Source organism: Neorhizobium tunisiense (assembly GCF_039631515.1).
Lineage (GTDB): Bacteria > Pseudomonadota > Alphaproteobacteria > Rhizobiales > Rhizobiaceae > Neorhizobium.
In genome coordinates, this window is the sequence record NZ_JBDIUU010000010.1 from 278,964 (window position 1) to 293,603 (window position 14,640).

General features: G+C 60.1%; 5 protein-coding genes. 4 read left to right on the plus strand and 1 reads right to left on the minus strand.

All coding sequences use genetic code 11. The features are described 5' to 3' along the window. Positions 1-176: 176 nt before the first annotated feature. The 3 genes from ABCW43_RS25995 (at position 177) to ABCW43_RS26005 (ending at position 9,529) form a co-directional block, all read left to right on the plus strand. Positions 177-6,728 carry a type I polyketide synthase gene (locus ABCW43_RS25995; protein ID WP_345929854.1) on the plus strand — a complete coding sequence of 2,184 codons (6,552 nt, stop codon included), beginning with the start codon at positions 177-179 and terminating at the stop codon, positions 6,726-6,728. Between the two features lie 125 nt (positions 6,729-6,853). Continuing rightward, a complete protein-coding gene (locus ABCW43_RS26000) occupies positions 6,854-8,317 on the plus strand; it encodes an oligosaccharide flippase family protein (RefSeq protein WP_345929855.1) in 1,464 nt (487 codons plus the stop codon). A gap of 426 nt (positions 8,318-8,743) precedes the next feature. After that, positions 8,744-9,529, plus strand: a complete 786-nt coding sequence (locus ABCW43_RS26005) for a helix-turn-helix transcriptional regulator (protein ID WP_345929857.1) — start codon at positions 8,744-8,746, stop codon at positions 9,527-9,529. Between the two features lie 401 nt (positions 9,530-9,930). Here the strand turns inward: ABCW43_RS26005 and ABCW43_RS26010 are convergent, their stop codons facing one another. Continuing rightward, positions 9,931-11,043, minus strand: a complete 1,113-nt coding sequence (locus ABCW43_RS26010) for a hypothetical protein (RefSeq protein WP_345929859.1) — start codon at positions 11,041-11,043, stop codon at positions 9,931-9,933. A 709-nt stretch (positions 11,044-11,752) separates the two neighbouring features. Between ABCW43_RS26010 and ABCW43_RS26015 the strand changes: the two genes are divergently transcribed. After that, the coding region (locus ABCW43_RS26015; protein WP_345929861.1) for a T1SS-143 repeat domain-containing protein at positions 11,753-14,640 on the plus strand (2,888 nt) is incomplete at its 3' end.

Sequence of the window (14,640 nt, forward strand, 5' to 3'; positions counted from 1 at the left end):
TTTCCCCCATACGGATGATCATGGCTTCCAAAGGAGTAATTGCGATTGCGTCTTGGCTGGCAGCACATTGAGGCTGCGGGTTTGCGCTCGCGGATTTCACTGGGAAGCGGAACGAGGCTCGTGGCATCAATGGGGTGATGTCATCAGGTTGGCCTCCGTGGATTGGGGCGGTGTCGATGCTTGAGGGGTCAAACCAGGTCTGTGCCAGCGATATTGCAATCGTCGGCATGGCTTTGAGAGTGCCGGGTGCGCGCAATGTTTCGGAATTCTGGCAGAACCTGCGGGACGGCGTCGAGTCGGTCCGGACGTTTTCGCCGGAGGACCTGATCGCTGAAGGCGAAAACCCCGAGCGGCTCCATCACCCCAACTATGTTCCCCGCGGCGCTGATCTTCCCGATATGGAAATGTTCGACGCGGAGTTCTTCGGCCTGAACCCGAAGGAAGCGGCGATCATGGATCCCCAGCACCGCCATTTCCTGGAATGCGCCTGGGAAGCCATGGAGGATGCCGGCCGGACGCCCAACAACCAGCCCGGCCCGGTCGGTATTTTCGCCGGCTGCGGCATGGGCAGCTATTTCTATTTCAACGTCTGCAGCAATCGCAACCTGATCGACCAGGTGGGAATGTTCCTGTTGCGCCACACGGGCAACGACAAGGATTTTCTGGCGACGCGAGCCTCGTTCACGTTCGACCTGCGCGGCCCGAGCGTCAATGTGCAGACCGCCTGCTCCACGTCGCTTGTCGCGGTGCATTATGCCTGCCAGAGCCTGATCTCCGGCGAGTGCGACATGGCGCTTGCCGGCGGGGTGACGATCGAGTTCCCGCATCGGCGCGGCTACACGTTCCAGGAAGGCGAGATCCTTTCGCCCGACGGGCACTGCCGGCCTTTCGATCATCGCGCCGCGGGAACCGTTTTCGGAAGCGGCGTGGGGGTCGTCGTGCTTCGCCGGCTTTCAGATGCTCTTCGCGACGGCGATGTGATCCATGCCGTGATCAAGGGCACGGCCGTCAACAACGACGGCGGCAACAAGGCGGGCTATCTCGCGCCGAGTGTCAGTGGACAGGCCGAGGCGGTCCTGGAGGCTCAAGGGCTCGCAGGGGTCGAGGCCGACACCATTCAATATGTCGAGTGCCACGGCACGGGCACGTTCCTGGGCGACCCGATCGAGATCGAGGCGCTGACGGCGGCCTTCAGGCAGAGCACCGACCGGACCGGCTTCTGCCATGTAGGATCGGTCAAATCGAATATCGGCCATCTCGATACGGCAGCGGGTGTCGTCGGTCTCATCAAGGCGACGCTGGCCGTCAACGAGGGCGAGATTCCGCCGACACTCGGCTTCGAACGCCCCAATCCCTCGATCGAGTTCGAGAAAAGCCCGTTCCGGGTCAACAACAAGCTGGTGAAATGGCCGCATGCGCCGGGTCCCCGCCGGGCGGCCGTCAATTCGCTCGGCGTCGGCGGTACCAATGCGCATGCCATCATCGAGCAGGCGCCGACCCGTTACGTGGCCGACGCGGCTGGGGCCAACGCGGAGATCGGCGCCGATTCCGATCCGATGCTGCTGTTCCTTTCGGCCCGCCAGCGCAAGACGATCGACCAGGCGGCCGGGCGGCTCGGTTCGGCGATCGCCGGACAGCCAAGCCTTTCGCTCGATGACGTCAGCTATACGCTGCAGCACGGCCGCAAACATTTCGACTACCGCATGGTGGTCGCCGTCCGTGGCCGGGAGGACGCCATCGCGGTCCTTGCGAGCCCCGGCAGCCGTGGTTTCGTTCATCAGCCCGTGCCGGACAATTCCGGCGCCATATTCCTGTTTCCGGGCGGCGGTGCTCAATATGTCGGCATGGCCAAGCGGCTCTACGAGGAGGATCAGACATTCCGGCGGATCGTCGAGGAGGGGCTTTCCCATCTGCCTATCGACGCAGCAAATGAAATCCGCACGGTATGGCTCGGCGAGAACTCCGCAATGGCTGCGAAAACCTTTCTACGCCCCTCGCTCCAACTTCCGGCAATTCTGATCACCGAGATCGGGTTGGCCCGGCTATGGACGGATTGGGGCGTGAAGCCGAAGGCGCTGATCGGACACTCCATGGGCGAGAACGCCGCGGCCTGCGTCGCCGGCGTGATGTCCTTCAAGGACGCCGTCAACCTTGTGCATCTGCGGGGCAAGCTGTTCGAAACTATTCGGCCCAGCGGCATGATGAGCGTGCCGCTCGATCACGACCGGCTTTCAGAGCTCCTGCCGTCATCGCTCGACATCGCTTCGGTCAATGCGCCATCGCTTTGCGTCGTGTCAGGCCTCAACGAGGATCTCGACCTCTTCCGGGAGTTTCTGGCGAGGCAGGGCATCGACGCGACGCGCGTCCCGATCGACATCGCCGCGCATTCGCGGCTGGTCACACCCATTCTCAAGGCCTTCGAGGCCTTCCTGCGCGGTATTACTCTTCGGGCGCCGGCCATTCCGATCCTGTCCAATCGTACAGGCCTGCCGCTGAGCGCCGAAGAGGCAACCGATCCGATGTATTGGGTCGGTCACCTTCGTTCGACCGTTTATTTCGCGAATGGCATGGCAGCGCTTTCGGTGGAACCGGGACGTATCTATATCGAGGTGGGTCCCGGGCGCGTTCTGTCGTCACTGACAAAGGCGCAGGGTTCCATCCCCGCAAACCAGGTGATCAACAGCCTGCCGCATCCCGACGAAGCCGGCGACGACCGGCTTTATTTCCTCTCTGCAGTCGGGCGTGCCTGGGCCACCGGCCTCGATGTCGATATCGACCGTCTCTGGCAGGGCCGTTCGCCGCGCCGGGTCCGGCTGCCGGCCTATCCGTTCCAGCACAAGCGCTTCTTCATCGATCGCGCCGGAGCGAACGAAAAAGGCAAAAACGCCGAACCCGTCCTTTCGAAGGAACCCGATATCGCGCGCTGGGGTTATCGCCCCTCCTGGAAGCAGACGCTCGCTGATTACGAGCTGGGTGCCGAGAAAGAGGCGCAATCCTGGCTTTTCTTCCTCGACGAGGCTGGCGTCGGCCAGAAGCTGGTCGAAACGCTGAGGACGGCCGGCCACCGTGTCGTCACGGTGTCCCTCGGCGACGCTTTCATTCGCCGCAGCGCCGAGGACTATATGCTCTGCCCGGAACTGGGCCGTGCCGGATATGATGCCCTGATTGCCGGGCTTGCCGGTGATGGCGGCCTGCCGTCGCGTATCGTCCATATGTGGCTTCTGACCCAGGCGGAAACCTTCCGGCCCGGCTCGAACTTCTTCCATCGAAACCAGGAATGCGGTTTCGACAGCATGCTGTATCTCGCCCAGGCGTTGGGAGATGCAGCCAGCGCTGCGGACATGCATTTCACCGTCATCACCAACGGCATGCAGCAGGTCTCGGGCGAGCCGTTGCCCTATCCCGAAAAAGCCACCGTTCTAGGCCCCAGCCTGGTCCTGCCGAAGGAGATGGCGGGTGCCACGGTCAGGGTGATCGATATCGATCTGCCGCCCAAGGTCGAGCGGAACGACAAGCAGTTCTCCTTCCGGCGTATGACCGGACGGGTGGAGAAAAAGGAGGCCGCTAAGCCGGAGGCGATGATCGAGCAGCTCTGGGAAGATCTGCATGCCAAGCCAGGATCCGAAATCGTCGCCTTTCGCAAAGGGCGGCGCTGGTCGCAGGTTCATCAGCGGCTGCCATTGAACGACGTATCGTCCGAGCAGGCGACACTGCGCGAGGGCGGCGTCTACTTCTTCTCCGGCGGCCTGAGCGACGTCGCTTTGGCGCTTGCCGACGAACTCGCCGGCCGTTTCCGGGCGCGGATCGTGCTTGTCGGCCGCACGGTTCTGCCGCCGCGGGAAAACTGGGAATTCTACGATCGCACCCACGGCCATGGCGCCGTTCGGCGGGCGATTTCGGCAATCCGGAAGCTTGAGGACAAGGGAGCGGACGTTCTTTATCTGGTCGCCGATGTCGGCAATCCGGAGCAGATGAGCCGGGCGGTCGAGGCGTCGCTCTCCCGGTTCGGGGAAATCAACGGTGTCTTCCATGCCGCGGGCACGGTCGATGACGGCCTGATGCAGACCAAGACACGCGACAGCATCGACAGGGTCCTGATGCCGAAAGTGCTCGGTACCACCGTGCTGGATGCGGCATTCGAAAACGTGGCACTCGATTTCTTCCTGATGTTTTCCTCCACCAGCACCGATGTGGTGCGGGCAGGGCAGGTCGATTACGTCGCCGCCAACGCCTATCTCAATGCCTTCGCGCAGAGCCGTTCCCATCGCGCCGACCGCGCCACCGTCGCGCTGCATTGGGGTGTCTGGAATGAAGTCGGTCTTGCGGCACGGGCGCTTGGCACGTCCGAAGGCGGCGGATGGATCAAGCCGGTTGCCGGGCCGGCTGCCGGTCCCTTCTTCCAGCACTGGAAAGAGGACGAGACGGGATTGCCCTGGCTCGAGGCGCTGGTCAGCCCCGAGACCGAATGGATGCTCGACGAACATCGGCTGCTCTCCGGCCAGGCGGTCATGCCGGGTACCGGCTATCTGGAACTGATTGCACAGGCGTCTCGGGAATACGGACTTCCGTTCGAAGCGGAAGTGGCGGACCTCGTTTTCCTGAGACCGCTTGCCTTCAACGACGGAGAAAAGAAGGCCGTTCGAGTGCGGTTGGAGCCGGCGGCGGAGCATTTTCGCGTGGTGGTTCTGGCAGGCCCGGCGGATGGCGAGGATGCGCTGTTCGCCAAGCACGCCGAAGCCGTCCTCAAGCCGCATCCGCAACGGAGGCGCGCGACAGTCGATATCGCCGCTGTCGCGTCTCAATGCGATGAGACACAGGCCTCCGGAGGCGGCAGCACGCTTCGCGCGGTTCAGGAGAAGCATATCCGCTTTGGCCCCCGCTGGGCCGTCCTGCGATCCATGGCGATGGGACGCGGCAAGGCTGTTGCTGAATTAAAACTGGACCCGCTGTTTGCCGATGATCTTGCGAAAGGCGTTCTTCTGCATCCGGGCCTGCTCGACATCGCGACCGGCTTTGCAATGCAGCTTGCCGCAGATTACGACGCCGAGACTTCGCTTTGGGCGCCGGCAACCTATGGCCGGGTGGCTCTTCACATGCCCCTGCCGGCCGAGATCGTCAGTGTCGTAGAGCTCGCCGATAGCAGCGATTTCGGCGAGGGTTATGCGGCCTTCGACGTGACGATCACCGATCCTCGCGGCAATATCGTCTTCGAAGCCGAAAAATTCGTCATGCGCAGGCTGGAGAACGATCTTGCGCTCGGTCTCGCAGCCCAGGCGGACGTCCCGGCTGCTGCCAAAGCGAAGCCGGCCGCGCTTTCTCCGGCGATGTTGAAGCTCGGCACCCAGGTGCGCAACGGTATCCTGCCGGCGGAAGGTTTCTCGGCGCTGCAACGTGCGCTCGCCACATCCGAACCTCAGCCGATCATCAGTTCGATCGATCTCGAAACTCTGCGTGAATGGATTGCCGCCTCTGCCGAAACCGCGACGCCGTCGGGCGACAATTTCGAGCGGCCGGACCTCGAAAGCGAGTTCGTCGAGCCGCGCAATCCGATCGAGGAAACGCTGGCCGGCTATTGGCGGGAGCTCCTCGGCATCGCCAAGGTCGGCATCCACGACAGTTTCTTCGACATGGGCGGGCATTCGCTGATCGCGGTTCGCCTCTTCCGGATGATCAAGAAGCAATACGCGCTCGACCTGCCGATATCGACGCTGTTTGAGGCGCCGACCATTGCCCAATGTGCCGAGCGGATCGCCGCGGAAGTGCCGGATGCAGGCGAGGCCGCAGGACCCGAGCTCACGGCGCGTCTGCCGACGACGGCAAAGCCGGTCCATCTGGTCCTGATGAACCCCGGCAAGAATGCAAAGGCAACCCCGCTATTCATCTGCGCCGGCATGTTCGGCAATGTCCTCAACCTTCGCCATCTGGCGATGACCATGGGTGCGGACAGGCCGGTCTACGGATTGCAGGCCCGCGGACTTTACGGCGACCACGAGCCGCACGCGACGTTCGAAGAGATGGCGGCCGATTACATCGCCGAAATCCGGACGGTTCAGCCCAACGGGCCCTATCTTCTCGCCGGCTATTCGGGTGGCGGCATAACCGCCTTTGAAATGGCCCAGCAACTTCAAGATGCGGGAGAAGAGGTTTCCCAGGTGATCATGCTGGACACGCCCATGCCGCGGCAGCCGGGGCTGGGCTTGCGCGACCGTGTCAGCATGAAGTTGCAGGATATTCGCCGGCATAAGATGGGATTTGTCAGCACGTATCTGAGGGATCGCCGTGCCTACCATGAGCAACAGCGGGCCAAGCTTGAGCTGGAGCATCAAGGTGAATCGCCGGAGTATTTCAACAATGTCCGGATAGAGATGGCGTTCAGGAGAGCGTTGCTCAGGTATGATGTCAGGTCTTATTCCGGGAGCGTCACGTTGTTTCGTCCCAAGCCCGATATATTTTATAGCCTTGGTGGCGGCCGTCACCTGAAGCAGAACCGCGATATATTGCTGCCGGACAACGGGTGGACCGGGCACGTGCCGCAATTGCGGGTGTCGGAAGTGCCGGGAGACCACGACAGCATGGTGCTCGATCCGTATGTTCGTGTGCTCTCCGAGCACATGCGTGCTGTTCTTGCAGCCTCCATTGCCTCGGCTGCGCTCCCCCGGAAAGCCGATGTGGAGGCCAAAGTTCAAAGCGGGACACCGACCCGGGAACAGGTCGCCGAGATTGCTTAGTCAATGAACGATGGCCGGATCCCGAAAATACTGATTTCGCAAATTGCCATGGCGTGCTCAGGGCACGCCGTTTGTGTTCTTTCGCCAACGAACTGGAAGTCTTCCTAAAGAACGAGGAGTATTCTGTGAGTGAAGCAATCATTCCCTCGGATTGGAAGCAGGTTTCTTCCCCACATGCCAGGGAGCGGTTGCCTCTGGACCCTTCACCCGTGACGGTTCAGCCACCGAAACGGCGTCTTCGCACGACCATTATTCAGGCCGCGGGTTGGTCGATGATGGGTTATCTCCTCTCGCAGCTAATACGCATCGCAAGTAATCTGGTGCTCACAAGGCTGCTGATTCCGGAAATGTTCGGCATTATGGCGGTCGCCACGATGATTCAGGTGTCGGTCGCCATGTTGTCTGATCTCGGGCTCAGGCCCGCGGCCATACAGAGCCAATTTGGCGACGACCAATCCTATCTCGATACCGCGTGGACGCTGCAAATCATCCACGGCTGCTTGATCTGGTTTGCCTGCGTCCTGATAGCGATCGGCATCGGGCGTGCCGCCGAGTATGGCCTGTTCCCGGCCGGATCGGTCTACACGGTCGCGTCGTTGCCGGCCATCATCATGGGAATGTCTTTTTGTACTGTGATTATGGGGCTGCAATCCACTAAATTGATCTCTGCGTTCCGGCACCTTGATCTAGGACGCGTAACTTTAATTGAGGTAGTGGCTCAGGTCGTGAATTTGGCGGTGGCGATATCGCTTGCCTGGTACACTGGCTCGATTTGGTCATTCGTCGCATCGACGCTTCTATCCGCATTGACGACCACCATTCTCTCTCACATATGGCTGCCGGGTCAGCATAACAGCCTCTACTGGGAAGTTGCGGCGATAAGGGACCTTATTCGATTTGGCCGCTGGATCATGCTGTCGTCGATCCTGACGATGATAGCAGCCAATGGAGACCGCATTTTTCTCGCCGGATGGACTAGCCCCCTCATGCTTGGCTTCTATAGCCTAGCCTTCAATCTCATTTCGATGCTGGAAGGTGCCGGTGGCAGGCTATTTTCAAACGTTGCGATGCCAGCCCTTGGCAGGATTGCAAGGGAACGCCCGGAGCAGCTCGGCTCCATGTTCTGGAAAATGCGATTGCCGCTGGATCTTGCCTTCATTGGAAGTGCGGGCGCAATCTATTCGAGCGGTGCGGCAATCATCGAAGCGCTCTATGATGATCGCTATCGAGATGCCGCTCCAATTATCCAGATATTATCGTTCAGCCTTCTCATCATGCGCTTCGGTCCGCTGTCTGCGATTTATCTCGCCGTCAACGAACCCCGTAATCAAACTGTCATGAATTTCATTCGCGCGGTTTCGAGCTTTATATGTCTACCTCTTGGTTATTACCTGTTCGGGTTCGAAGGTGCGGTATGGGCGGCAGCGCTTTACGGACTGCCCGTATTTCCGGCAATTCTCTATTTTAATCACCGTCACGGCCTCAACAATTTCCTGTATGAAGCGGGTGTGTTGTTGGCTTGGCCCGCGGGCTATTTGGCGGGAAGCCTTGCAACGGGCATTCTCCACAATGCTGGCCCGCTGTTTTAGCCAGGAGCCGCCCGAAACCTCCAGTTTCGCTATTTTTGATATGTCGGCCTGCAGAATTGTCACGCCGGAGTTGCCGGATGTCGGTGGCTTCCACTCCGCAGTGGTCGTTGTCCCGAAACGCAACTTTTTGCATCGCAACAGGTCAAGTGTCCGAAAGTTCAGGGGTGAGGCCGGGATCGAGCTTTATGGGAGCATTTTGACGCGCACGTTAACTATAAGCAGATATCCAATTCCTTATCGGAACTTAGCTCACGCCTTTGATAAATATTTTTATCTAGCTGCTTACTTGCGGATAGACTAAATTACGTATCTGCTGTATATTGACGTTAATAAAAGGTTGAAAGGTGTAGAGACAGTCTGTTGGCGTACTTATAGTTGCGGATCCTGAAGGGGACAATCATCCTAGACTTCAGGTAAGGGGGTAAGATGAGTTCCACACCAAGCGGCTACAGCCGTTCTCCTGCTGTGGCAGAATCCTTTCGCATTATAAATGATATCCCAAAGCTCGCTGAAAGAGATGATCGAGGCAGTGAGGGAGTAAACCACGATGGATGCCTTGTGATCATCGACGCGAGAGCGCTTGATCGAGAATGCCTTGCCAAAGCCCTTATCGGGCGTGGCCTTGAGATGGATGTCTGCGCTGTCGGCTCCATCGACGAATGGAAACTAGAAAAAGATCTCTATCCGCCTGTCCAGGCCGTGCTGTTCAATATAGGCAGCCGAAAGGCCGACGATACCGCACTTGCGACTGACATCTCGAAATTGACGGCCGAGTTCAAGTCGCCGCCGATCATCGTGCTCTCCGACTCCGACGACCTCGCACAGGTCGTGAAAATGTTGGAATATGGGGCTCGAGGTTTCATTCCCTCTTGCGTCGGCATCGGCGTCTGCGTGGAAGCGATCGGCCTGGCCGTTGCCGGCGGGATTTTCGTTCCGGCAAGCAGCGTCCTCTCCATGCGCCACCTGGTCAGCGCTGCGACGTCGGCGGCGGAGCACCGGCCACTCTCGGGAATGTTCACCCTGCGCCAGGAAGCGGTGGTAGAAGCCCTTCGCAAGGGCAAGGCCAACAAGATCATCGCCTACGAGCTCAATCTGCGGGAAAGCACGGTCAAGGTTCATATCCGCAACATCATGAAAAAGCTAAAAGCGACGAACCGTACCGAGGTCGCCTACAAACTCAATGACCTCTTCCCATACGGAGCGGCTAACTAGCCGTTCGCCGGTCGGTTGGCGGGCCGACCCGAGATATCACGGCTGCGAAGTCGAGCCTTCGCAGCTGCGTGAAGGGATACGATAAAAAACCACGTCAGCGCTGACAGGGGCGTTGCCGCGGCAATGCCTCCCGGTGCGACGAACTCTCGACATGGATGTTTGTCGGGCTGGCGATTGTGCATACGCCATTGTACTTGGCGAAAGACATGAGAACGGCGCAGCGCGCAGGTTCCGAACATTGATCGTTCATCTGTTGATCTTGCATCTGACAGTCGGGTGATACCGGAAGGGGTCCGGTGTGCCACGACTGTGAGATCGCCCCCTCGTGTCCCGGCAAATCAGATTCGCTCAACCAAGCTCGGACTGACATCCCATCGTAGGATGGGCAGATGACAAAGAAGCTAAGGTGCCGGTTTTGGCAGGGCCTTCCAGTTCGGATCCGGCCAGATGAAGGGGTTGCCCCCGAGGTTCGGGTGGGTTTCGGCAAAATAGCTCTGGCAGCCGCCGACCTCATTCGGTTCGCGGACATGCGTCCAATAGCTTCGGCAGACCTTTTCAACGATCACTCGCCGGCATTCCGCCATGCTCGGCGGGTGCACGCTTTCCCGCTGCAGAAAATCTCGGGTGACTGCCCATGCGATCTTCTGCAGTTCCTTCGCAAGATCCCGGGGCACGGTCGGCGGCGCTGCAGCGCCCTCGGGCGACTGGCGATAGATCGAGGCATAGTGGACCGCTGCTACAAAATAGATGCCCATATCGGTCAGATGGACCTCGTCGCGGAATATCCGATCGAGTTTCTCCCTGGTGCTTCCCGTCAGGCCGACAACCTTTCCATCAACTGTCCTTTTCACCAGTTCGACGAGAGCTGTTCCTGCAGGCACGACGGAAAGATTGGCCGGGCGCTTTTCAGCCTGCAGTGTCAGCTTCACCTTCTCCGCTACGCATTGCCATACGACCGATGCATTTGTCTCGTGTTCCAACCAGGGCGCCGGATTGTCCTTGTCGACGCCGAGCCAGGTGTGGACATAAAGGGTCCGGCCCTTCGGGTTGCCGTCGAGAAGGCGATCGTGAAAGTGGCGCAGATAGGCAATCGCGTTTTCCCACACGATCATGTTTAGCAAGTGGTGGTTTTCCGCTGCGACAACGGTGTCGTAAGGGCGCCCCGTTGTAATGCGTCGCGGGCGGAGCAATTCCTCGACGACATCCATCTGATCGCCATTGCGGTTCTTCCCGTACCTATATCCAGCCCAGCTCAGATCCTGGTCGTTGTCCCCCCGCGTCCTGTACCGCAGCGGGGACCCGATGACGATCTGCTGCTCCCAGGCGATATTCTTGCCACGGCTTCTAGCGATCATCTCGACCCAGTTGGGCAGGGGATTATCGATCAAACTATGCCCGGTGAAAAAGATTTGCGCCGAGTTTGGTGGGGCATCGCCTGGCCTGATTTCCTGTGAAGACGCCACGTCTGACAGTAGCCACGCCAAGGACAAGATGATGGTACGCACCGCTGTCATAAGAATTCCATCCTTATCGAGCGCGAGAACAACCCTGGCAGATGAAGAAATATGACATGGAAGAATAAACGCCGGAGATCCTGTCCGCCATCATGTACAAAAGGCGTAGCCCTTCGCGTCTCGGGGGGATGCGGACCTGCCGAACGGATTGCCTATCCCACCAGTCGGCTCCCGACCAGATGATAAGGGTTCATCGGGACGTCGTGAAAATTTTATTAAAATTATATAGTATAGCTTGGCGAGTTTCCCTGTATTTTCCAATGATTTCTTGGACGGCAAGATATCCGTAAATTTCTCGCCCGTCTTGCAGGCCTTCCAAAAGCAAATGTGGCTTGTCGGCTCCATTGAACCTCCAGTTATAGCTTGCCCATCCTATTCCGATTGTGCCGCCGTCGTAGCTGGCGGGCAAACTCGGGAGCCGAATCAGCTCCCTTTCACTGGCGAATCGATTGCCTGGGGCGTGAGGTCTTCAATCATGCCCATCGGCTGATCGTAACAACCGCTCCAGATAACTCTTTGGAAACCATGTTTTGCAGCCGACGAGGCCAAGATGTGTGGCTTTAATACGCCTTCCGCTGCCGCAGTTAACCTTCTGTCAATAATTCCGTTCCCGACACATAACCGGCTATATCGCGAAGGTTAAGGAAGTCTTGCTTTATATTTGGGGCCGGAGTTGATTGCGGCACAGTTTTTATTGGGGGTTAGAGTCATGTCCGTTGAAGATCCGCGCCTGTCGAACATCTCGGAAGAAAATCTGACTGAGAACTTCTCGTCGGAAATCCAGGAGGAGATCGCAGCCTCTTCTACGCCTTCTCCGATCGAGCATGAGATCCAGGTGGCGCAGGCCGGTGATGGCCGCACCCCGACGACGAACCGCGTCCCGACCGATCCGAATGCGCCGGCCGCTGCTCCAGCAGCCCCGGCTGCCGAAGTGACCCCGGACGCCAACAACATCGTTCACCTGGCAACGAGTGTATCGATCGACGACATCCGGGTCGACGGCGCAAACCTCGTCCTGGTGCAGGCGGACGGGACCGAGATCGTCATCGTCAACGGCGCGGCCAAGATCCCGACGATGCTGATCGGCGAGGTGGAGGTACCCCAGCAAGTGCTCTTCGCCGCCCTCGAAGACAGCGGCATCAACGTCGCAGCCGGCCCGGACGGATCCTTCAGCGCGACCGGACGCCCGGACAGCTCCGGCGCCGAGTTCGAAGACTCGATCCAGGGGAGCCAGAACGACCCCATTCAGCTCGCCTCGCTGCTCGGCGATACGGAATTCGGCGATGGCGGCGGGCTTGACGACCGGACGGCGGCGGACGATCAGCCGGACGCCTTCGACATGGGGTCGCCGTTCATCTTCTCCGAATCGGTTCTGGCCGATGACGTCGTCGGCAACGAGACGATCACGGGCACGCTCGCTTTCGACGGTGGTGACGATTTCGGCATTGTCTCCTCGGTGAATTACCAGAGCACTTCCGACATGGCGGAAGGGACCGGCAGCGGTGTTGCTGCGCCGCTTACGTCCGGCGGTCAGCCGGTCACGGTGTCGACCTCGGCTGACGGCCTGACGGTCACCGGCACGATCACCGTTGGCGAGACCACGGTCACCGTTTTCACGCTGACGGTCACCAACCCGACCACCGGCGCCTTCACCTACACGCAGTCGCAGCCTCTCGACCATCCGGATCTCGGCCAGATCGGTGCCGATGACGCCCTGCGACTGAACTTTACGTTCACGGTTACAGACAAGGATGGCGATTCCGATACCGGCTCGTTCTCGATCGAGATCGGTGATGATGGTCCGGTGCAGCGCGAGGCGGGCAGCGCCTCGCTGAATGAAGACGATGTTTCGGCCTATCCTGCCACGGATGGCAGCGAGGCTGCCAAAAAAACCGGCGATATCTCGCTCGGCATTTCCTGGGGTGCGGATGCCGATACACGCAATGGCGAAGGCGACACCTTCGGCCGCTCAGTCGGTTTTGCTAACGCGGCAGGCGCCGTCCCGGCCAATGCCGGGGGCGTTTACACAGGTGCCACGGATGTCGGTCTCTCCGTCACTGGCGGGACTCTGACCTCGGGTGGCAGTGAGCTTTATTACGTGATCACCGACCTTGGGAATGGTGGCCAGACGCTGACGGCTTATGTCGATGGCTCGGAACCGGCAGCGAAGGTATTCGAGATCTCGCTGGATCCGACCTCTGCAAATGGGTCTTACACGGTCGAGATCTTCCAGGAACTGGATCACAGCTCAGACTCGGATGCGTTGACGATCTCGTTCCAGTTCCAGGGTGTCGATGCCGACGGTGATGCCGCAGCGTCCGGCACGGCTTTGATCACCATCGCTGACGACGCGCCGGTGATCGGCGCGGCCGGCGAAGGCGAGGTCGACGAAGGTGGCAGCAATACCGCCCAAGGTTCGCTTGGCATTTCCTGGGGAGCGGACGACGGCAATACGAGCGAGGACGGCGGCTACGACGGCACCCAGGACGCCGGAGATCGGTCCGTGGTCTTCACCCCGGGCGAGGTCTCTGACCTGCCGCCCGCAGACGGCGATGAGATGTCTGCGCTAAAGGTCGGTAGCTCGGCACTTTCGACGGCTGCGGTTTCGGCATTCATGCGGGTATGGAGTGGCGAGACCGAAATCGCGCTTGGGAACCTGACTTCAGGTGGCCAGCCTCTCGTCTACACGCTGTCGCCGGACGGCACGGTTCTGACGGCGGCCGACCAGGAGGGTGGACCGGTCTTCACCGTGACCCTCTCCGACACCGGCGCCGGCGGCTACACCTTCGATCTTCAGGGCGTTCTCGACCATCCCGGCCATGGCGAGACCGGCAGCGAGACCGACATCCTGAGCTTCGAATTCACCTATACCGCGCGTGACGGCGATGGCGACGTTGCCGAGAGCACCTTCACGGTCGACATCAAGGACGACGTTCCGGTCGCCAGCGGCAGCGCTGTCGAGGCCACGGCCGACGAGGACGATATCGTGACGTGGGATTCCCGTGGCTCGAGCCCTTATGACGGTGCTGGGGATGGTTCCACGACAGGCCCATTCGATTTTCTGGGCGGCCCCGCGACTGTGTCCGGTTCGATCGCCTCGGTCGTCGCCTTTGGCGCTGACGGCGCGGCAGCCGGCGGCGGCTTCGGTTTTGTCGCCGATGCAGCGGCCAAGATGCAGGCGCTGGCCCTGACCTCGAAGGGTGGCACGCTTTCCTATGCGATGATCGGCGATGCCCTGGTGGCCTATGTGAATGTCGCCGGCGGTGCCGGCATCGATTGGGGCGACCGGCCGGTCTTCTCCCTGACCCTCGATCACGCCACCGGCGCATTTACCTACCAGCAATTCGACCAGCTCGACCACGTCACGGGCAATGGCGAGAACACCGCCCTCAAGAGCGGATCGGGCTCGATCGCCGCCATCGACTTCGGCGCCGTGATCCAGGCGACCGATGGCGACGGCGACCATGTCGGCCTCGGCGGCAAGTTCTCGATCACCATCACCGACGACGTGCCGGAAATCGCGATCTTCACCGATGAGACGGTGACGATCGACGAAACGTCCGGTTTCCAGAACGACGACAGCGGCGCGGGCAGCAT